Genomic DNA, 19,778 nt, shown 5'->3' with positions numbered 1-19,778 from the left:
TGAGTGAGACCACCGCGCTCACCGGTCCTCGCGGATTCGTTCCGGGAACCGGAACGGTGGCTTGAGGCCTGGCACGCACTGCCCGCACCCTGACCGGGAGCCACCCGGCAGCACGTTACGAGGAGATGACATGGCATTCCCCCGTACCTCGTCGGAGATCACTCTGCCCTGGCTGGCCGAGCTGCTCCGCGAGCACCATCCGGACGCGGCGGCGCCGGTGGCGTTCGAGACGACCCCCCTGAAGTCCGGGGTCGGCGAGATGGGAACCCTCGTTCGTGTCGGTCTCGGCTACGCCGACGGAGACCGGGGCGGACCCGCGAGCCTCATCGCCAAGTTCGCCACCGACAACGAGCACCACCGCGAGCGGGCCCAGAGCATCCGGCTCTACGAGCGCGAGGTGCGCTTCTACCGGGAACTCGCCGCGCATGTGCCGGCCCGGGTGCCCCACGCCTACCTCGCCGCCGTCGATGACGACAGCGCCCGCTACTGCCTGGTCCTGGAGGACTTCTCCGACCATATTCCCGGCGACGAGGTGCGCGGCTGCACGCCAGGGGAGGCGGCCCTGGCGGTGGCCGAGGTCGCCAAGGTCCACGCCGCGTTCTGGAACCGCACCGATGGCCCCGAACTGGCGTGGGTCCCCCGCCACGACGGCGTCTTCGCCGCCAACCGCCACCGGGCCGTCATCCAGGGATGGCCGAACATGATCGCTAATCATGAGGCGCGGTTCGGTGACCAGGTCCGCGCCTACGAGCAGGCGTACGTCCAGGCCTTCCCCCGGTTGCTGCGTCTGATGGCGCGGCAACCGGTCACCTTCGTCCACGGCGACCTGCGAATGGACAACCTGCTGTTCGGCCGATCCGGCCGGCCCGATCCGGTGGTCCTGCTCGACTGGCAGGGCAGTGTCGTCGGCCGCGGCGTCCAGGACGTCGCCTACCTGGTCACCCACAGCATGACCACGAACGACCGGCGCGCCGCCGAGAGCGGGCTGATCGACCTCTACGTGCGCACCCTCAACGACGCCGGGGTCGACTACCGCCGTGACGAGGCCGAGGAGCACTACCGCCTCGCCATGCTGTTCGTCTTCTCCATCGTCGTCGGTATCACCGGGGGCATGAACAACAAGGACCCGCGCGCCATCGCGCGCAAGAAGGGACTGGTCGACCGCGCGTTGACGGCGATGGACGACTGGAAGGTCTGGGATCTGCTCTGAGCGCTCCCAGCACGGCAGGACCACTCACCACGAACCGAAGGACCATCCATGCTGCTTCCCGCCGACGAGTCGATCCACGAACCCCCCCAAAGCGAGGCCTGGCAGGAGAACTACCTGTTCCACGGCTGGGACGAGGCGTTCGGCAACGGGGTCTACCTGCATCTCCAGTACATCCCGGCCGAAGGTCTCGTGGACGTGCGCGCCGCCTCGTGTGTCGACGGCGTGCTGACCTCGACGGTCAGGCAGCAGGCGGGCGGCAGTGCTTTTGGCGCCGACGGCTTCGACGTCGACATCGTCGTCCCGTTCGAGAAGATGCGACTCAGTTATGACGGCCGTGGCCGGGTCGGTCTGGACGAGTCCGGCTGGCTCTGCTCCGGGGCGGGGGACTCCCCGTTCGGCTTCGACATCGAGATCGGCACCCGTTGTGCGCCGATCTCGTGGCGGCCGATCACCACCGAGCTGTTCCCGGTCGACCCGACCAACATCTTCACCGTCGCCGAGCACTACGAGGTCGGCTCGGTGTGGAAGGGCACGGTGTGGAGCGGCGGCCGGAAGATCGAGGCGAGCGGCCTGATGTGGCGTGACCACTCGTGGGGCCGGCGCCGCTTCCGCAGCAACGCCGGATACTGGACGCCGGTCGTGCTCGACGGCGGCCGGCGCTTCCTCACCGCGCTGACCAAGCGCTATGAGGACACCTGGTACAGCTTCGCCGCCGAAGCCGTCGACGACCAGGTCGTCAACGTCTACACCGACTACCTCGTGCGGCAGAACACCGCCCACGGCGAGGTGTTCACCGACGCCAGTTCGCTCGCGGTGCGCGACGAGCGGGTGACCCGCTTCGACATCGACGTCGTCCGGGTGATGGGTGCCCCCCGCAACTGGGACGTCAACGGCCTGCCGAACTGGGGCCTGGTCGACCACGTCGGGCACGTGCGCTCGGGCGATTCCGCGGGCATCGGCTCGTTCCAGACGGCCCCGGTGTCGACCGCGTCGATCATCAAGGCATCGGGTTCCGGCGCGGTGCGCTGACCTGCGCGATCAGAGCTGCGCCCGTGGTGTTTCCGCGATCCGGAGGAGAGGTTTCCCGGGCGCGGTAGCAGGCTGCCCTCTGACACGTCAGCCCCGGTCAAGAGGCTGTGTCGGGCCGGTGACGCCGATGTTCCAGTGCCCGGAACTTCTGGTGGCTGTGCGTATTCGGTCATCTTAGTGTCCCCCCAAGTGGTCCAGGGGGCGCTCGCGCAGCGCGGTCCCGTCGACCTCCGAGAGGCGACAAAGAACCTGGGGCGAGGTTCGGAAATCCAAGTCAGTACGCGACTCGGGGCAGGGCCGCGCGAAGCGGTGAGAAGCTCCCCGATTCCAAATGTGAGGCAGCGGATGTTCAAGCGTAAGAGAGTCTCAGCAATCCTCACGGCCGGTCTGCTGGCCGTCGTGACCCTGGCGGCCTGTGGCGGCTCCGATGACGAGGTTGCCACCGGTGCGGCCAATGCCGCCGGTGAAACCAAGGTTCGGCTGCTGCTCGCCGCGGACACCACCGGTTTCGCCGACGCGATCACCGCCAAGAGCGCCGGCTACTTCGAGAAGAACGGGCTGAACGTCGAGTTCCTCCCCTATATCGCGAACTCGGGCACCCAGGTGCAGGCGGCCGTCACGGGTGACACCGACATCGTCGGCGGGGCGATCTCCGCGCTCTTCTTCGGCACCGCGAGCGATCGTGACGTCGTCGCCGTCGCCCGGGCGTCGAACACCCAGAACGGCGTCCTGCTCGCCAACAGCGACTTCGTCAAGGCACAGGAGGCCAAGGGGGTCACCCAGGCGTCTTCGGTCGAGGAGCGCATCAAGGCGCTTGAGGGCGCCAAGTTCGGCGTCGCCTCCCGCGGTCCCGGTAGTGAGGCGTCGCTGCGGGCGCTGCTGCTGCACTACAAGGTTCCGTTCGGTGAGAACAGCTTCGTCGCCCTGGGCTCGCCCGCCGGCCTGGACTCCGGTCTGAAGGCCAAGCGCGTCGACGCGATCTACACCGGCCTGCCCGGTGGCCTCAATCCGGTCAAGAACGACTACGGCGCGATCTGGCTCGGCCCGGCGGACTATGCCCAGACCGGTGCCTGGGACGCGGGCAACATCGCCTACATGGCGGCCGGTCCGTGGGCCGAGCAGAACCGCGAGACGGTCAAGAAGTTCCTCGCCTCGCTCGACGAGGCCCGTCAGTTGCTCGCCGACGACCCCTCCAAGGCCGCTGAGACGTATCTGACGTTCTCGCCGAAGAACGACGCGGCGTTGGTCAAGGAATCGTTCGAGATGATCAAAGCGAACTACGAGGGCGATGCCAAGATGACCGAGAACTACTTCGCGAAGAACAAGGCGATCTACGACATCTCCAGCGACAAGCCGTCGGCCCTCACCTTCGCCGACGGGGTTTGGACGGAATAGGAGATGTCCTTCACCGGAACGCGGCAGACCACCACCGCCGGCGCCCACACATCGGGCGCCGGCGGGGACGACAACTTCCTCCGCGCCGAGAACGTCTCCGTCAAATTCGGCAAACGAGGCAAGAACGAAGTGCAGGCGCTGTCGAACGTCAGCCTCGGTATCCGGCGCGGGCGGTTCGTATGCTTCGTCGGGCCCAGTGGCTGCGGCAAGTCGACGCTGCTCAACGTCTTCGCGGGGCTCCTGCGCCAGACCGAGGGCCAGGTGTACTTCGACGGCAGGGAACTGGGCGGCGTCAACACCGGTGCCGGGTACATCACCCAGCACGACACCCTGCTCCCGTGGTCGACCGTCGAGTCGAACATCGAACTGGCGCTGCGGGTACGCGGCTACGGCAAGGCCGAGCGCAAGGCGCGCGTCGAGCGGGCACTGGAGAGCGTCGGCCTGGAAGGTTTCCGTACCCTCTACCCGTCGCAGCTCTCCGGCGGCATGCGCAAGCGGGTGCTGCTGGCCCGTACGCTCGCCTACGAGCCGTCGCTGATCCTGATGGACGAGCCGTACGGCGCGCTCGACGCGCAGATGCGCCAGCGCCTCCAGACGCAGCTGCTGGAGACCTGGAGCGCCGGTGACAAGACGATCGTCTTCGTCACCCACGACCTGGACGAGGCTCTGCTGCTCGCCGACGAGATCGTCGTCTTCGCGGCGCGTCCCGGCCGGATCGTCTACCGCACCGAGGTGAACCTGCCCCGGCCACGCGATCTCACGTCGCTCCGTACCGACCCGGGCTTCGGCGAGCTGTGGCAGGACCTGTGGAACCGGATGGACCACACGGCTCAGGAGGACGAATGAAAGGCAGAGTCGCGCCGGTTGAGGAGGCGGAACCGGCGCGGGCGCCCGCCGGCCGGCCTCCGGCCGCGGAGCCCGGCAAGCTTTCACAACGCCGTACGATCGGCACCCGGGTGCGGGAACGGATCACGCCGCGCGCCTTGATCGTCGGCGCCGGAAACATCGGGGTCCTGGCACTGCTCATCCTGGCCTGGCAGGTCTTCGCCGGTCGTCCCGGTGAAGGGCTCGCCATCGTCGACGAGTTCTACGTCGGCCGCCCCGGTGAGGCGTGGGCCGCGTTCGTCGGGTGGGTCGAGGACGGCACGCTGCTCACGAACACCATCATCACCCTGCGCGAGACGCTGTACGGGTTCGCGATCGGTTGTTCCCTGGGCGTCGTGGCCGGTTTCGCGCTGGGCCTCAGCAACATCCTCGGCGACATCCTGCGGCCGCTGGTCATGGCGGCGAACACGATCCCGAAGCTGGCGCTCGCGCCGATGCTGATCATGTGGTTCGGCATCGGTGAGGCGTCGAAGGTCGCCGTCGCCGCCCTGCTGGTCTTCTTTCTCGTCTTCAACAACACCTACCAGGGTGTCCGCGAGGTCGACCAGCACCTCGTGAACGCGTTGAAGATGCTGGGCGCCTCGCGGATGCTCATCCTGCGGCGCGTCACGATTCCATCCAGCCTGGTCTGGGTGGTGACCAGCATGCGGATCTCGGTGCCGTACGCGTTCCTCGGGGCCGTGGTCGGCGAGATGATGGCCGCCCAGGACGGGCTGGGCACGCTCATCCAGAAGTCCAGCAACGCTTTCCAGCCGTCCGCGATGGTGGCCGCGATCCTCGTGCTCATCGTCATGGCGCTGATACTCAACGCGGTGATCAGCGTACTGGAGCGGGTGCTGTTGCGATGGAGGTACGTCTGATGAACCTCAAGAACGATGCCGTCCTCTCGCCGGCGACCGTCGCCGATGTCACGGCCGGCTGGCTTTCCCCGATCCTCGCCGCCGAGGGGGTGGCCTCGCCGCTGACCGGTGTGCGTATCCAACCCCTGGGGGAGGGCGTCGGTGAGATGTCCCAGGTGGCGCGGGTGCACCTCGACTACGGCCCGTCCGAGTCGGGCACCGGGCCGGACAGTGTCATCGTCAAGCTCTCCAGTTCGTTGCCCAAGCGCATCGAGATGGCCGTCGAGATGTCGACGTACAAGCGGGAGTTCCGTTTCTACGAGACCATCGGCGACGACAGCCCGTTGCGCTCACCTCGGTGCCACCACCGGGAGATCGACGACGACGGGGCCCGGTTCGTCCTGGTCATGGAGGATTTCCCCCATCACATCCCCGGCGACGACGTCGCCGGGTGCACCGTGGAGCAGGCCGCCCTCGCCCTGAAGTCGGTGGCCTCGCTGCACGCCCGGTACTGGCGCACCCAGGATCCGGCGCTGCATCGGACGTTCGCCCGGCACGACGCGAGCCACGGGCCGTCGATCGCGGCGAAGGTCGGGAGCAGCTGGGCCACGATGATCGCCGACTTCGGCGACCTGCTGCCGGAGCGGCTGCGCGGCATGCGTGACGAATATCTGGCAGCCCTGCGGTCGCTGCAGACCTGGCTGTCGGAGGACGCCACCATCGTGCACGGCGACTTCCGGCTCGACAACCTCATGTTCGGCCCGCCGGGACACCCGGACGCGTTCGTCGCCCTCGACTGGCAGGGCATCATGCGGGCCAAGGGCATCCAGGACGTGTCGTACCTGGTCACCCACTGCATGGACACCGAGGTCCGGCGACGCCACGAGCAGGATCTGCTCGGCGTCTACAGTGCCGCCCTCGGCCGGCACGGGGTCACCTACGGTCCTGAACAGGCCTGGCACGAGCACCGGCTCGCGACGCTGCTGTTCTTCTCCTACGGGGTGGTCGTCTGCGGCTCGCTGAAGACGGACAACCCGCGGGCCCGCCGCCGCGCCGCAGGCCTGGTGCGGCGACTCGGCCAGACCCTGCTCGACCACGATTCGATCACGTTGATCGACGAGATCAACACGAAGGGGGTGTAAGGGGTGGTGGAGCTGACCGGTGCCGACGAGTTCGCGCACACCCCCGGCGAGGGCTCCTGGCAGGAGAACTACGCGTTCTACGGCGGCAACGCCGCGCTCACCGAGGGCCTCAGCCTGCACCTGCAGCACGTCGCCCGGGACGGGACCCTGGACGTACGCGCGGGGGTGACCGTCGGTGGCGTTTCCACGACCACCACCACGCACAGCTCCGGTGAGGACTGTTTCGCCTCACCAGGGCTCACTGTGGAGGTCATCGAACCGTTCCGGCGATGGCGGCTGCGCTACGAAGGCCGCGGCTTCGTCGGACCGGACGCCGACGGCTGGTACTTCACTCAGGACGGCGACGTGCCGTTCGGCTTCGACGTGGAGTTGACGACCAGGCACCACCCGATCTTCGTCTCCGAGCTCGCCGCGAAGTTGTTCGCCGACGATCCGGGCGCCCGCGAGATGGGCATCTGGTTCGTCGCGAACCACTACCAGGTCGGCGCCGAGTGGGTCGGCCGGCTGTTCAGCGGTGACACCGTCACCGAGGCGTCGGGGCTGCTGATGCGTGATCACACGTGGGGTCCACGCGACATCAGGATCGACGACATCTTCTGGACGCCGATGGTCTTCGACGGCGCCCGGCGCTTCATCGCCTCCAGTTGTGCCCTCTACGACGGGGTTTGGCGCAGCTACTTCATCGAAGCCGACGAGACCGGCATCGTGCACGTGCTCCCGGACTACCGGGTCCGCACGAACGCCGTCGCATCCCGGCCGGCCTTCACCGCGGCCGACTCCATCGCCGTCGGCGACGGAGTCGTGCGCCGCTTCACCCATCCACGCGGCGTACACGTTCCGGCCGGACGCAAGAAGACATTCCAGGGCAGCACCCGCGGCCTGGTCAACTTCCTGGCCGAGGTGCACTCCGACGCTTCTGTGGGGTTCGGCACGGTCCAGTACGTGCCGATCACGCCTTGACCGTCGGTGGGGGTTCCGAACACCAGAACTCGAAGTGGTCTGCCGTTCCGGAACCCCAGAGCATGGCCTCACGTGACAACCGGCCGTCCGTACGCGACCCGGGCGGTCCGCCTTCCCGACTCGCAGAGGATTCAACATGGCAGACGTGATCGGTCTGGGCATGACCCACTACCCGATGGTGGCCACGGACAACGCGAACATGGCGAGCCTGCTTCGCGGAACGCTGAAGGACCCCGACATCCCGGCCGACCGTAAGGATCCGAAGAACTGGTCCGAGCAGGCGCGGCGTGAATGGGGCGACGACGCCGGAGCCGCCGCGGCGCAGGGGCACCGTGAGGCGCTGCGCGCCGGCTTCGACCGCATCCGGGCCGAGCTCGACGAGTTCCAGCCGGACGTGATGGTGGTCTGGGGCGACGACCAGTACGAGAACTTCCGCGAGGAGGTCGTCCCGTCGTTCTGCGTGCTGGCCTACCAGGACACCGTCGTGGACCCGCTGGCGCTGCTTCGCAAGCGCAACCATCCGAACGCGTGGGGCCTGCCCGACGAGGGCCAGAGCTTCGTCATGCGGGGCCGGCCGGACTTCGCCAAGCGGCTCGTCACCGACGTGATCAACTCAGGTTTCGACATCGCCTACTCGTACGAGAAACGCAGCGGGATCAACTTCCCGCACGCCTTCGCCAACACCCAGCTCTTCCTCGACTGGGACAACGTCGGCAAGGAGTTCCCGTACCCGATCGTGCCGATCGCGGTGAACTGCTACGGCGAGCACGTCATCGCCCGCCAGGGCGGCATCGCCCGCTTCGCCGACATCAACGCCGGTGAGGACCTGGACCCGCCGGGGCCGTCGCCGCTGCGCTGCTTCGAGCTGGGCCGGGCCGTCGGCCGGTCCGTGCGCGCCGGCGGTCGGCGAGTGGCGCTGGTCGCCTCGTCGAGCTGGTCGCACGCCTTCCTCAACGACAAGGACTGGCACCTGCGTCCGGACACCGAGGCCGACCTGCGGCTCTACGACGCCCTGGTGGCGGGCGACTACGACACCTGGCGCGCGGCCACCACCGGCGAGGTCGTCGCAGCGGGCCAGCACGAGATGCTGAACTGGTTCTGCCTGCTCGGGGCCATGTCGGAGCTGGGACTGGAGCTGCGGTGGAGCGAATTCGTCACCACCGAGGTCTTCAACTCCAACAAGGCATTCGCCGTCTACCGCTGAGCGGAGAAACATTCCATGACTGAGACGACAGCCGTGAGGCCGGCCGCTGCCCCGGTCTCCGACGCGGAGCTGCGCGCGGTGGAGCGGTACCTGTTCCAGGACGCCGATCTGCTCGACGAATGGCGGTTGCACGAGTGGCTCGGGCGTTTCGCGCTCGAATGCCGCTATCTGGTGCCCTCCACGGACCTGCCGGACGGAGATCCGAGCCGGCACCTGTTCCTGGTGCAGGACGACCGGTTCCTGCTGGAGCAGCGGGTGAACTCGCTGCTGACCCGGTCGGCGCACGCCGAGTACCCGCATTCGAAGACGCGGCGGCTGATCACCAACATCCGGGCCGTCGACGAGGGCGACGACCGGCTGACGGTGCACGCCAACTTCGCGATCTATCGCACGCGCCCGGGGGTGTTCGACACCTACGTCGGCCGGTATCGGCACGTGCTGCGCCGTGACGCGGAGCACGGTTTCGTCTTCACGGAGCGGCGAGCGATTCTGGACCTCGACACGCTGCGCCCGCAGGGAAAGGTGAGCATCATCCTGTGAACAGGTTGGCGGGACGTATCGCGATCGTGACCGGTGCCAGCCCGAACATCGGCGGCGCGCTGGCCCGCGGGCTGGCGGCCGAAGGCGCCAAGGTCGTCTGCACGGATCTGTCGGCGGCCACCGCCGAGGCGTGCGCGAAGAGCATCGTCGAGGCCGGGGGGCAGGCGCTGGCCGTGGCCGGCGACGTCACCGACCCGGCGCACAGCGAGGAGGCCGTCGCCCTGGCGGTCTCGAACTGGGGCGGGGTCGACATCCTCGTCAACAACGCCGTTCTGTTCAACCAGAAAGGCATCCTGACGATGCCGATCGAGCAGTACCGGCGTCAGTTGGACGTCATTCTCTCCGGTGCCTTCCTGTTCACCCGCGCCGCCGCGAAGGCGATGATCGCGGCCGGTTCGCCGGGCAGCGTCGTCAACGTGCTGTCGACGGCGGCATGGCAGGGGCAGCCGGGCAACATCGGATACTCGACCGGCAAGAGCGGTCTGATCAACTTCACCCGGTCGGCGGCGATGGAGCTGGCCGAGCACCGCATCCGGGTGAACGCGTTCACCCCGACGGCGACCAAACCGGTCGACCCGGTCAGCATCGAGAGGACGGCGAAGATCAAGGCGACCTCGGCCCGCGACTACACGATGGATTTCGCGGGCCTGATGCCGTGGCATCGGCTACCGGTGCCCGATGACTACGTGCCGACGGTGGTCTTCCTGGCCTCTGACGAGTCCGCCATGATCAACGGAACGAACATCACCGTCGACGCGGGTGCCACGGCCAAGTACTGGCCCTGGAACCCGCACGGCGCCTAGGTCACGCGCAGGTGCCGGACCGTGAGGATCTTGGCGCCGGCAGGGCGCCGCGCCCCGCTCGGACTGGGGGCGCACACCGGTTCGCCGCAGAGTTCCGGCTGCTGAGACGGGAGATGGAACGGCGGGCCACCCACTGCAAGAGTGACGTCGTCGCCGTTCTCCGACGACGTCAGCGAGATCCTCCCGCCGCTGCCGGGAGAGTGAGCGAAGGAGTACCTCGAAGGTGGACGCCTTGATCCGGATCAAGCCGACGCGACGTACGGTCGCCGTCGGGACCCGGACCATCCGGGCCGAACAGATCCATCTGGGCGGTGCCCTCCGGGGCGCCGCGCTGGTCCTGTGCGATGCGGGTGATCTCGGCCCGGACAGTGAGGCCGTCGCCAACGACCTGCTCATGCAGGGGTACGAACCGCTGGTCGCCGAGATCGACGGGGACACGGCGGAGCGGGAGCACCGTGCCGACGTCGACGCGTTGCTCGGCGTGCTCGCCGAGCGCGGCTGGGAACACCAGCAGGTCGGGGTCCTGGGCTACGGCGCCGGCGCGCGAGTGGCCCTCACCGCGGCCTTCGGTTTCGATCTCGGCGCCGTCGTCAGCATCTCGTCGTCGGCGGCCGATGTCGCCGCTCACGCGCTCCACCTGCTTGACCGGCCCGCGGTCATGCGCGTGCCCTGGCTGGGGCTGTTCACCGCCACCACGACACAGGCCGCCGACACGCTGGCCGATCTGCGGCGCAGGCTGCGCGCGGACGCTCCGGTGTACACGCGGGTGGTCGGCTACGCGGGCGGGTCGGCGTGGCCGCACCTCGACGATCGCGACGCGATCGACCACGCGGCCTCCTTCGACTCCTGGCAGAGGGCGATGGAGTGGCTGAACCTCCGGGTCGTTCCGCGACCCACCGAGCTCGCTCTGGCATGGGCACGGCGGCAGGCGAACGAATGACCGTCGCCGAGTCCGAAGCACGATTGGAGAATCGAGTTTCCATGTACATCGACGATGACCGGACCAAACCGCGATTCAGGGTCCACCGGTCGGTGATGGTGGACACGGAGGTCTTCAGGCTCGAGAAAGAGAAGATCTTCAACCACACCTGGTTGTACGTCGGTCACGAGTCCGAGCTGTCCAAGCCGAACGACTTCAAGACCCGTTCGGTCGGTGGACGGCCGCTGATCTTCGCCAAGAACAACAAGGGTGAGATCAAGGTCTGGATCAACTCGTGCCCGCACCGCGGTGCCCTTCTCTGCCGGGAGCCGAAGGGTAACGCCCGATTCATGACGTGCTTCTACCACGGCTGGGCGTTCTCGATCTCCGGTGAGATGGTGTCGCTGCCCGGCGACCAGTCCTACGGCCCCGACTTCGAACGCCCGTCGCTCACCGCGGCCCCGAGGATCGACTCCTACCGCGGGTTCGTCTTCGTCTCCTTCGACCCCGACATCGTCGACCTGAAGACCTACCTGGCCGGTGCCGCCGAATACCTGGACCTGATCTGCGACCAGTCCGAGGTCGGCATGCAGGTGATCGAGGGCACCCACGAGTATTCGGTCCGGGCCAACTGGAAGCTGCTCGTCGAGAACAGCTACGACGGCTACCACGCGGTCACCGCCCATCAGCGCTACTTCGAGATGGTCAAGGCCGCCCGGGGCAGCCTCGACGGCTCGGCACTGGGCAAGTCCTCGGCGATCGACCTGGGCAACGGCCACGCCGTCATCGCCGGTGCCGTCTCCGCCCTCGACACGTTCGGCCGGCCGCTGTCGGAGGAGGGCCGGCGGGAGAAGGCCGAGCGGCTCGGGCGGCTGCGCCAGATCCACGGCGACGCCTGGGTCGACCGGATGGAGGGCGCCCGCAACTTGGTGATCTTCCCGAACCTGGTGGTCATCGACCTGACCATGGGTGTCGTGATCCGCAAGATCGACCCGCTGGCGCCGGACCACATGGAGGTCACCGGCTGGGAGCTGGTCCCGCCGGAGGAGGGCGACGACCTCAGGCGTCAGCGGCTCGACAACTATCTGACGTTCTGGGGGCCGGGCGGCCTCGCCACCCCGGACGACGTCGAAGCCCTGGAAGCCTGCCAGCGAGGTTTCGCCGCCTTCCAGGAACTGTCCTGGTCGGACATCTCCCGCGGCATGGCCAAGCCCGACCCGTCCGGCTCCGACGAGCTGCAGATGCGCACCTGGTGGCGGCAGTGGAACCGGCTCGTCACCGGTGAGCGACTCCCTCCGGAGGAGCACGCCCCGCTGGCGCCGCACTACTCGGGCCGATCCATCCTGCGCGCGGATCTGGAGGCCAGCCCCACCTCCTGACCTCGATCCCGAGGACATCCGCCCGACCTCCGAACTATCCCCCCGCGTCATCGAAGGATGTGAAACGCCGATGTTCGATCTTTCACCCACCGCCGCCCAGCAGAGCGCGGTGGAGGAACTACGCAGCTTCCGCCCCCGGATCAGAGAGATGGCCCGAGAGGTCAACCGTACCGGGAGGCTCCCCGCCGATCTGAGGACCGACCTGAGCCGTGCCGCCGGGGCGACGCCGGAGGCCATCGCCGACGGCAGCTCCGTGCTGCTGGACCCGGTCGGCCTCGTTCTCGTCGCCGAGGAACTCGCCATCGCCGACGCCGGGACCGCACTGGAGATCATCGGTGCCGCCCAGGCGCAGCTGCTCGCCGCGGCCCTCGGCGACAGCGCCGCCGTCGAGCGCATCGGCGCCCTGCGGGCCTTCGGCGACGTAGCCCTCGGTCTGTACGAGGGCTACGGCCGGGCCCCGTCCGAGTACCGGCTGCGCGCGGAACGGCAGGGCGACCAGTGGTCGCTGAGCGGCCGTAAGGACCCGGTGTCGCACGGCGCCGACGCCTCCGCCGTCCTGCTCGCGGGCCGCACCGACGACGCCTCCGCCGCCTTCCTGGTAGAGGCAGCCGGTGTGCAGGTCGAACGCGACGACCGGAAGGAGGGCAAGCTCGCCCTCGGCCTGGTCGCCTCCGCCGCCGTGCGCGTCGACGGCGTACCGGTGCCCGCCACCGCTCGGATCGGTGCGAGCGCCGAGGAGTTCACCGTGCTGCGCGCGTTCAACACACAGCGCCTGCTCGTTCCCGCCGTCTCCGTCGGACTGGGCCAGGCCGCCGTCGACACCACCGCCGAGTGGGTGTCCGGGCGCAAGGTGCGCGGTGCCGCCCTCGGCCGCAACCAGGGCGTCATGTTCCCGCTGGTCGACGCGGGCATCGCGCTCAGCCGGGCCCGGCTGCAGATCTGGGACCTCGCCTCCCGGCTCGCCGAGTTCGACACCGGCGCCGTACTGGAACGCCGCGTCGGCCGTGCCGTCGCCGCCGCCTGCGCCGCCGGCACCCAGGCCGCCCGAATCGCCTGCAACACGATGGGCTGGCGCGGCCTGAGCCAGCAGTTTCTCGCCGAGGCCCGCTACCGGGACGCCGGCGTGCTCTCGGCCGTCGACTTCGACGTGCTCCACCACAACGTCCCCGTCATCGAAGCGGCCTGAGATTCCTCTTCTCGACCGGCGAAGCGACCACCGATCCCTGCGGAGCAAAGGAACTCAGCGATGGCGATCTCCCTCAAACCCTCTCAGAAGACCGTCGAACTCGTCGAGCTGACCCGCCGCTGGTCGCTCGACGTCGTCCGCCCCTACGCGCGCGAAGCCGACACCAACGAGATCTACCCCGACGTGCCCGAGGTCATCGAGGCCTGTCCGCTCGACGTGGCCCCCGTCGGGTTCGCCACCCTGCGAGACGACGAGTACGTCGACCGGGCACACACCCTGAAGACCGACATCGAGTTCGGCCCCAACGTGCTGTCGGTCTTCATGACCGAACCGCTGTCGCAGGGCGACTCGTGGGCCTGGCAGATGCTGCACGGCGGCACCGTCTCCGAGGACTTCATCAACCTCATCGGCACGCCCGAGCAGGTCGAGAAGTGGTGCACCGGCGAGCACGTGCTCACCGCCATCGCCATGACCGAGGACCAGAGCGGCACCGACCTGGCCGGCATCCAGACCACCGCCGTGCGCGACGGCGACGAGTGGGTGCTCAACGGCAAGAAGGTCTTCATCTCCAACCTGCTCGAATGCGAGTGGATCGTGCTGCTCGCCACGATCAGCCCGGAGGCCGGCAGTGCCGGGGTCCGCGCGTTCATCCTCGACAGGGACGACATAGCGAAGTTTGACGTCACCACCGACAAGGAAGACAAGATCGGATTCCGGTTCATCCGGAACGCGACGTTCGAACTGCACGACATCCGCATCCCGTTCGACCGTTGCGTCGGCGGTCCTGAGGCCCCCGGCGTCGCCGCCGCCCTCGGTGTCTTCTCGAAGAACCGGGCTACCTGCGCCGTCTGGGGCACCAGCATCGCCCGAGGCTGCCTCGGCTTCACCGAGCAGTGGATCGACGAGCGCGCCGAGGAGTACTCCCCGGCGCGGCTCACGCGCATCCGCGCCGACTTCGCCGAGATGCACGACACCCTCGACGACGTCGTGCGCCTGGCGCTGAAGTCCGCCTGGCTCAAGGACAGGGGCGAGAACGCCGCCGCGACGGCCTGTGAGGCCAAGGCCGTCACGCCGAAGCTCGCCGAGTCGATCGTCCTGCGTTGCCTTCAGCTCGTCGGCGCGGAAGGCGCCTCCGAGCGGCACCTGCTGGAGAAGTGGTACCGCGACATCAAGATGACCGACGCCATGCTCGGCCCCAGCCAGGTCCAGCGCCGCAGCGTGTCACAGATGCTGCTACGGGGGGGAGCGGGCCGATGAGCGCGTCGTTCGATCTGGCCCTGCCCGACGAGGTCATCGCCATGCGGCAGGCCGCGCGCAGCCTCGCGCTCGGCCGGCTCGACGCGGTCGCCCGCGAGGTCGACGCGACCGGGCAGGTGCCCGCCGATGTGGCCGGGCACCTGCGCGACATGGGCTTCACCTGTGTCGTCGACAGCGAGTTCGGTGGCGGCGGTGTCCCCGACACCCACACCCAGCTGATCGGCGTCGAGGCACTGGCTCACGGCGATCCGTCGATCGTCGGCGCGGAGGTGTTCACCGGCGGCGGAGCGCTGCTGCTCAGCCTGCTCGGCACCGCCGGGCAACGGCGGCGCTTCCTGCCAGGAGCCGCCGCCGGCTCGGCCGCCGCGCCGGCGGTGGCGCTCTACGAACGCTTCGAGCCCTCTCCGCGCGCCTACGACACAGAGATCACCCGGACCGCCGACGGTCGATACCTGGTACGCGGCGAGAAGGTCGCCGTCGCCCTGGGCGGCGGGGCCGATCATGTGATCGTGGTGGGTCGTGACCCCGAACAGGACGTGTTGCGGGCCGCCGTCGTCGCACTCGCCGACATCGAGGTGGCGAGCGCGCCGGCCCAGGGCCATCTGGCGATGTCCAGTGCCGGGCTGACCGGAATCCGATTCGACGTCACCGTCGACGCCGACGCGCTGCTGCACGACGAGGTCGACGGCGTCACCCTCGCCCAGGCGGTCGCGCGGACCCGGCTGCTACCGGCCGCCGTCGCGCTGGGCGGGGCGACCCGGGCTCGCGAGTACGCCACCCGTTACGCCACCGAACGCGTCGCGTTCGGCCGGCCGATCATCTCCTTCCAGGGGGTGTCGTTCACCCTCGCCGACAACCACATGCAGCTCGACGCGGCCCGGCTGGGTCTGTGGAGCATCGCGACGGCACTCGACGGGCTCGACGACGACCGGCTCGCCGACGAGGTCGGCCGCATCGTCGCCGAATGCCACGCGGCGGCGACGACGGCGACCCGCGACGCGATCCAGATGCTCGGCGGGCACGGATTCCTCACCGACCACCCGGTCGAGCTCTGGTACCGCTGTACCGGCCTGCTGTCGACGATCGACTGTGATCCACGTTTCACCCGGTTCGCACCGGCCGTCTGAGGGAGCCACACATGGTGAATCTGGAGCTCAGCCCGGAGCTGCGGCGCTACGAGCGAGAACTGCGCGAGTGGTCGGTGGAGATGGTGCGCCCGCACGCCCGCAAGGCCGACACCGACCACGAGCCGCCCGCGAACTGGAAGGAGATCATCGACTCCTGCCCGGTGCCACTGTCGAAGAACACCGCTCCGGCCGGTGCCACCGATCACCCAGAGGATCTGCCCACCTTCCCCGACGGGGAACTGATGCGTGGCCTCGTGCAGTACGAGATGCTGAACTACGGCGACATCTGGGCCATGCACTGCATGGGCGGTGGCATCGCCCACATCGTGGTGCGGATGCTCGGCACCGAGGAACAGTCGAAGCGCTGGTACGAACCGATCATCAGCGGTGGCGGCACGACCGGTTTCGCGCTCACCGAGCCGCAGTTCGGCTCGGACACCAGCATGATCCAGACACGGGCCGTTCGTGACGGTGACACCTGGGTGCTCAAGGGCCAGAAGATCTTCTGCAGTCACGGTGCCTCCGCCGACTTCGTCGTCGTGTTCGCCACGACGGACCCGTCGCGCGGCGCCGCCGCGTCGGAGGCGTTCGTCGTCGAACCAGGCACCTCCGGCTTCGAGATCATCCGGGCCAACGAGGACAAGCTCGGCCTGCGCTCCTGGGAGACCTCGCAACTCGGCTTCGCCGACTGCCGGATCCCGTTGGAGAACCGGCTCGGCTACGTCCCCGGTGCCGACGACACCGCGGGCGGTGGCCGGCTGGGCGCGCTCAGCGTGCTCAACAACAACCGCCCCAACGTCGGCAGCATGGCCATCGGCATCGCCCAGGCCGCCCTGGACGTCACCGTCGAGGTGCTGGGAGAACAGCGGCACGGCTACAGGCCGCACCGCTGGTCGGCGATCCAGGACGATCTCGACGCCATGTCGGCGGCGCTGGAACGGGGCCGCCGGATGTGCCGCCGCGCCCAGTGGATGCGCCGGCAGGGCCTGCCGAACAGGCTGGAGGCCTCCGCGGCGAAGGCGTTCTCGCCGGGCACCGCGGAACGCGTCGTCCGCCGCTGCATGCAGATCCTCGGTCCGGACGGAGCCAGTACGGACCTGCTGCTGGAGAAGTGGTACCGGGACTTGAAGATCCTGGACATCTTCGAGGGCACCGGGCAGATCCAGCGCATGGTTGTCGGCAAGGAACTGGCGAAGCAGGCCGGGTAGGGGTGAACCGGGTTGCCGACCATGACTTTCAACGAAGGCGAGCGCGGTGAGTCGGCGGGCGGCGGGGAGCCCGCTCGACTTGACGATGTGCTGGAGCGGATCCTGACCGGACGCCACAGCTGCCGGGGTTTCCGCTCCGAGCAGGTGCCGCCGGAGCTGATCGAGCGGATGTTCGCTCTTGCCCAGCGCACCGCCTCCTGGTGTAACTCCCAGCCATGGCAGGTGATCCTCACCAGCGGTGAGGCGACCGAGCGGTTCCGTACCGTGCTGTACGAGGCGGCCTCGACTCGTGACGGCAGTTCGGACATTCCACAACCGCAGGAGTACCGGGGCGTTTACCGGATACGACGGCGGGAGGCGGGCTACGGGCTCTACGAGAGCCTGGGGATCGACCGGAAGGACTTCGAGGCGCGAAGGCGCCAGGGCCTGGAGAACTTCCGCTTCTTCGGCGCGCCCCATGTCGCAGTGATCACATCGGAGCGGTCACTCGGTCCCTACGGCTACGTCGACTGCGGCGCGTACGTATCCATGCTCCTGCTGGCCGCCGAGAGCCTGGGGATCGCGGCGGTCGCGCAGGGCGCGATCGCGATGCACTCCGATACCGTGCGCGCGCACTTCCGGATTCCCGACGACCGAATGATCGTCTGCGGTGTCTCCTTCGGCTACGCCGACGAGGAGCACCCGGCGAACCTTTTCCGCACCGGCCGAGAGGAACTGACGAACGTGGTCGACCGGCGCGACCGGTGACCGTGGAGGGGCCGGTCTTTCATCGCTTTTCTTTGTCTTTGCGGCCTGCTGCTGATAACGGATCGGTAAGACCGTACTGTCATGGGCCGCATACAGTGTGTGATTTTGCCAGGGTGGGAGGGCGAACCGCGAGACGGGAGGCGAGATGCACGGTGAGCATGATCGGACTCACGGTCACGGCCTCACGGCGAGACCGCGAGGGCGCATGCCGTACGGCGATCCGCCGCCCCGGCAGCCGTCGCCGTCCACCGGGCAGCCGCCCTCCGAGCCGTCGCACGCCCCAGAGGCGCCGTGTGCCATCGGAGTCCCGGATCCCCCGGAGCCACCGGATCCCCCTGAGCCACCGGAGCCGGCCCAACCTCCGCGCCCCGTACGGCCTCCGGCGTCCCGGGCGCCCGTGGGGCCGCCTTCTCCTCCCTGGCTACCGGAGTGGCCAGAATGGGAAGGTGGGAAGGTGCGGCGCGGGCCCGCGCGGCACCGCAGGGACGAGCAGGACGAGGAGGGCGGCGACGCCGTCCCCCGTTCACCGGTCCGCGACTCCCGGACATACCTCGACAGCAGGCCGTTCTCCATGCCCCCGCCTCCCAGCCCGTGGCGACGGCCGTGGTCGCGTCTCTCGCGCGACCAACTCCTGAGGCCCGCGCTGATCGCGGGGTTCCTCGCCGCGGCCGGGGTCGGTGTCTGGTCGTCGGGCTGGTCCCCGTGGGACGGGGTCCCCACCGCCGGTACGTCGCCCGCGACTTCCGGGGAGGGCGTTCTCCTGGGGCACGACATGGTGATCACCGCCTCGCGAGCCCCCGGGGTGGACGCGAAGGTCCCGCCTGGGACGGGGAGGACTCCCGAAGGCGGGAAGGAAACGGACGCGAAGGCCCGGAAAGGAAGGGCTCACGAGGGAGGGAAGGGGCCGGGCCATGAGGGGGTCGGTAGGGCCGGCGGGGACAGGAAGGTCCCGGGCCGTGCCCCGGTGGGGACGCTTCCGGCGGAACGCGCCCTCTCCTCTGACAGAGACACCAAAAACGAGTGGATCGAGCGGGTGGAGCGGGCAGGAGCCGCCAAGAAGCCGGCCGAGCGGCACGCACGGCACCGCGAGGGCGATTCCGCACGGGCCGCCGCCGGGGCGGAGACGGGGCGGGCGAAAGAAGGCGCGGGGCAGGAGAGCGGGCGCAGGACCGCGTCGAAGGCCGGTGCGGGGCGGGGGAAGGCGAGCGGCGGGCGAGGGGACGGAAGCGCCGGGCACGGAGCGGGGAACGCGAGGGACGCCGGGGGGACGACGGGACGGTCGCGCTCCGGGGCGCGGGAGGGCGGGACACAGCCTCGGGCGGGCAGGACGGGGGCGCCGGCCACCGGGTCGCCGCCGCCCTCGGCCTCCAGAAGCAGGCCGTCGTCCGGAGGCGGCATCAGCGCCGGCTACGCCTGCCGTCATCTGTCCTCCACGGACTGGCGCCACGCCTACTGCATACAGGTGTGGAACGACTACAAAAACAGAAACGGCCTGCGTTGACCCGCTTTCCGCCTGTGACTTCGGCTGACGCGGAGTGATGATTAACCGCCGAACCGGATCGGACAAGGACGCTGACCCGCGACGATGCGGCGCGTAAGGAAAACGGGCCCGGATATGTTTTCATCCTGAGGGCCGGATGATCGCCGCGTCGGCTCGCAGCCCCGTTCCCATCGAAGGATCCGCCGCGTGGGAGGGGAGCGGTTCGGGTGTTTTCGTGTTGGTGGGCCTGACCTGGGAAGCCTTGACAGGGGGTTTACAGGCAATTTCCGGCGTGTTAAAAATCTGTAACTCGTGCAGCGGGTCGCGAAAAGCCAGATTGTTGGTTGTCGCGACATCGTTGGTTTTCACGGTTTCGTTCTCTGAGACGGCACCCTCCGAGAACGCGCGCACCATCGCACGAACCCGGTATCACCGCACCACCGCACGAACCCTGGTATCACCGGCAGC

The 19,778-nt window shown here is 68.8% G+C and carries 19 protein-coding genes; 18 read left to right on the top strand and 1 reads right to left on the bottom strand.

Translation table 11 applies throughout. From position 1 onward, the window contains the following. Positions 1 to 130 precede the first annotated feature (130 nt). The 18 genes from ABZ664_RS30250 (at position 131) to ABZ664_RS30165 (ending at position 19,331) form a co-directional block, all read left to right on the top strand. Positions 131 to 1,210 carry a phosphotransferase gene (locus ABZ664_RS30250; protein WP_362517098.1) on the top strand — a complete coding sequence of 360 codons (1,080 nt, stop codon included), beginning with the start codon at positions 131 to 133 and terminating at the stop codon, positions 1,208 to 1,210. 48 nt (positions 1,211 to 1,258) lie between these two features. Continuing rightward, positions 1,259 to 2,239 (top strand): hypothetical protein, encoded by a 981-nt coding sequence (locus ABZ664_RS30245; RefSeq protein ID WP_362517095.1) that lies wholly within the window; start codon positions 1,259 to 1,261, stop codon positions 2,237 to 2,239. Between the two features lie 345 nt (positions 2,240 to 2,584). Then, positions 2,585 to 3,634 (top strand): ABC transporter substrate-binding protein, encoded by a 1,050-nt coding sequence (locus ABZ664_RS30240; protein WP_362517092.1) that lies wholly within the window; start codon positions 2,585 to 2,587, stop codon positions 3,632 to 3,634. 3 nt (positions 3,635 to 3,637) lie between these two features. Further along, positions 3,638 to 4,480: an ABC transporter ATP-binding protein gene (locus ABZ664_RS30235; protein ID WP_362517089.1), complete on the top strand. Its 843-nt coding sequence runs from the start codon at positions 3,638 to 3,640 to the stop codon at positions 4,478 to 4,480. Then, the gene (locus tag ABZ664_RS30230) at positions 4,477 to 5,379 is read left to right on the top strand and encodes an ABC transporter permease (RefSeq protein WP_362517085.1); all 903 of its coding nucleotides are present in this window, start codon (positions 4,477 to 4,479) and stop codon (positions 5,377 to 5,379) included. The genes ABZ664_RS30235 and ABZ664_RS30230 overlap by 4 nt, the downstream gene beginning before the upstream one ends. Next, entirely contained in the window at positions 5,379 to 6,500 is a 1,122-nt protein-coding gene (locus tag ABZ664_RS30225; RefSeq protein ID WP_362517082.1) for a phosphotransferase, read from the top strand. The genes ABZ664_RS30230 and ABZ664_RS30225 overlap by 1 nt, the downstream gene beginning before the upstream one ends. Positions 6,501 to 6,503: 3 nt before the next feature. Then, on the top strand, positions 6,504 to 7,460 hold the full coding sequence (locus tag ABZ664_RS30220; protein WP_362517079.1) for a hypothetical protein: 957 nt from the start codon (positions 6,504 to 6,506) through the stop codon (positions 7,458 to 7,460). A 136-nt stretch (positions 7,461 to 7,596) separates the two neighbouring features. Continuing rightward, positions 7,597 to 8,664 carry a hypothetical protein gene (locus tag ABZ664_RS30215; RefSeq protein ID WP_362517076.1) on the top strand — a complete coding sequence of 356 codons (1,068 nt, stop codon included), beginning with the start codon at positions 7,597 to 7,599 and terminating at the stop codon, positions 8,662 to 8,664. 15 nt (positions 8,665 to 8,679) lie between these two features. Continuing rightward, positions 8,680 to 9,204, top strand: a complete 525-nt coding sequence (locus ABZ664_RS30210) for an aromatic-ring-hydroxylating dioxygenase subunit beta (RefSeq protein WP_362517073.1) — start codon at positions 8,680 to 8,682, stop codon at positions 9,202 to 9,204. Then, on the top strand, positions 9,201 to 10,007 hold the full coding sequence (locus ABZ664_RS30205) for an SDR family oxidoreductase (RefSeq protein ID WP_362517070.1): 807 nt from the start codon (positions 9,201 to 9,203) through the stop codon (positions 10,005 to 10,007). Before ABZ664_RS30210 ends, ABZ664_RS30205 begins: the two co-directional genes overlap by 4 nt. A gap of 223 nt (positions 10,008 to 10,230) precedes the next feature. After that, a complete protein-coding gene (locus ABZ664_RS30200) occupies positions 10,231 to 10,947 on the top strand; it encodes a hypothetical protein (protein WP_362517067.1) in 717 nt (238 codons plus the stop codon). Positions 10,948 to 10,988: 41 nt separating this feature from the next. Next, a complete protein-coding gene (locus ABZ664_RS30195) occupies positions 10,989 to 12,305 on the top strand; it encodes an aromatic ring-hydroxylating dioxygenase subunit alpha (protein WP_362517064.1) in 1,317 nt (438 codons plus the stop codon). A 70-nt stretch (positions 12,306 to 12,375) separates the two neighbouring features. Then, positions 12,376 to 13,491, top strand: coding sequence for an acyl-CoA dehydrogenase (locus ABZ664_RS30190; RefSeq protein WP_362517061.1), 1,116 nt, complete (start codon positions 12,376 to 12,378; stop codon positions 13,489 to 13,491). 60 nt (positions 13,492 to 13,551) lie between these two features. Continuing rightward, complete coding sequence (locus tag ABZ664_RS30185; protein ID WP_362517058.1) at positions 13,552 to 14,748, top strand: acyl-CoA dehydrogenase; 1,197 nt, start codon at positions 13,552 to 13,554, stop codon at positions 14,746 to 14,748. Further along, positions 14,745 to 15,875 carry an acyl-CoA dehydrogenase family protein gene (locus ABZ664_RS30180; RefSeq protein ID WP_362517055.1) on the top strand — a complete coding sequence of 377 codons (1,131 nt, stop codon included), beginning with the start codon at positions 14,745 to 14,747 and terminating at the stop codon, positions 15,873 to 15,875. The genes ABZ664_RS30185 and ABZ664_RS30180 overlap by 4 nt, the downstream gene beginning before the upstream one ends. 11 nt (positions 15,876 to 15,886) lie before the next feature. Continuing rightward, positions 15,887 to 17,083, top strand: coding sequence for an acyl-CoA dehydrogenase family protein (locus ABZ664_RS30175; RefSeq protein WP_362517052.1), 1,197 nt, complete (start codon positions 15,887 to 15,889; stop codon positions 17,081 to 17,083). Positions 17,084 to 17,104: 21 nt separating this feature from the next. Further along, on the top strand, positions 17,105 to 17,830 hold the full coding sequence (locus tag ABZ664_RS30170) for a nitroreductase (protein ID WP_362517049.1): 726 nt from the start codon (positions 17,105 to 17,107) through the stop codon (positions 17,828 to 17,830). A gap of 454 nt (positions 17,831 to 18,284) precedes the next feature. Then, complete coding sequence (locus ABZ664_RS30165) at positions 18,285 to 19,331, top strand: hypothetical protein (RefSeq protein WP_362517046.1); 1,047 nt, start codon at positions 18,285 to 18,287, stop codon at positions 19,329 to 19,331. A gap of 120 nt (positions 19,332 to 19,451) precedes the next feature. Here the strand turns inward: ABZ664_RS30165 and ABZ664_RS30160 are convergent, their stop codons facing one another. Further along, positions 19,452 to 19,724, bottom strand: coding sequence for a hypothetical protein (locus tag ABZ664_RS30160; protein ID WP_362517043.1), 273 nt, complete (start codon positions 19,722 to 19,724; stop codon positions 19,452 to 19,454). Positions 19,725 to 19,778 lie beyond the last annotated feature (54 nt).

This window comes from Streptosporangium sp. NPDC006930 (genome assembly GCF_040635605.1).
Taxonomy (GTDB): domain Bacteria; phylum Actinomycetota; class Actinomycetes; order Streptosporangiales; family Streptosporangiaceae; genus Streptosporangium.
The sequence above is the reverse complement of the archived record's forward strand: the minus strand, read 5'-3'. Positions and strand labels throughout refer to the sequence as shown.

Coding starts and splice junctions, on each gene's coding strand:
- ABZ664_RS30250 (WP_362517098.1), top strand. CDS start 131: ATGGCATTCCCCCGTACCTCGTCGGAGATCACTCTGCCCTGGCTGGCC.
- ABZ664_RS30245 (WP_362517095.1), top strand. CDS start 1,259: ATGCTGCTTCCCGCCGACGAGTCGATCCACGAACCCCCCCAAAGCGAG.
- ABZ664_RS30240 (WP_362517092.1), top strand. CDS start 2,585: ATGTTCAAGCGTAAGAGAGTCTCAGCAATCCTCACGGCCGGTCTGCTG.
- ABZ664_RS30235 (WP_362517089.1), top strand. CDS start 3,638: ATGTCCTTCACCGGAACGCGGCAGACCACCACCGCCGGCGCCCACACA.
- ABZ664_RS30230 (WP_362517085.1), top strand. CDS start 4,477: ATGAAAGGCAGAGTCGCGCCGGTTGAGGAGGCGGAACCGGCGCGGGCG.
- ABZ664_RS30225 (WP_362517082.1), top strand. CDS start 5,379: ATGAACCTCAAGAACGATGCCGTCCTCTCGCCGGCGACCGTCGCCGAT.
- ABZ664_RS30215 (WP_362517076.1), top strand. CDS start 7,597: ATGGCAGACGTGATCGGTCTGGGCATGACCCACTACCCGATGGTGGCC.
- ABZ664_RS30210 (WP_362517073.1), top strand. CDS start 8,680: ATGACTGAGACGACAGCCGTGAGGCCGGCCGCTGCCCCGGTCTCCGAC.
- ABZ664_RS30195 (WP_362517064.1), top strand. CDS start 10,989: ATGTACATCGACGATGACCGGACCAAACCGCGATTCAGGGTCCACCGG.
- ABZ664_RS30190 (WP_362517061.1), top strand. CDS start 12,376: ATGTTCGATCTTTCACCCACCGCCGCCCAGCAGAGCGCGGTGGAGGAA.
- ABZ664_RS30185 (WP_362517058.1), top strand. CDS start 13,552: ATGGCGATCTCCCTCAAACCCTCTCAGAAGACCGTCGAACTCGTCGAG.
- ABZ664_RS30180 (WP_362517055.1), top strand. CDS start 14,745: ATGAGCGCGTCGTTCGATCTGGCCCTGCCCGACGAGGTCATCGCCATG.
- ABZ664_RS30175 (WP_362517052.1), top strand. CDS start 15,887: ATGGTGAATCTGGAGCTCAGCCCGGAGCTGCGGCGCTACGAGCGAGAA.
- ABZ664_RS30170 (WP_362517049.1), top strand. CDS start 17,105: ATGACTTTCAACGAAGGCGAGCGCGGTGAGTCGGCGGGCGGCGGGGAG.
- ABZ664_RS30160 (WP_362517043.1), bottom strand. CDS start 19,724: ATGGTGCGCGCGTTCTCGGAGGGTGCCGTCTCAGAGAACGAAACCGTG.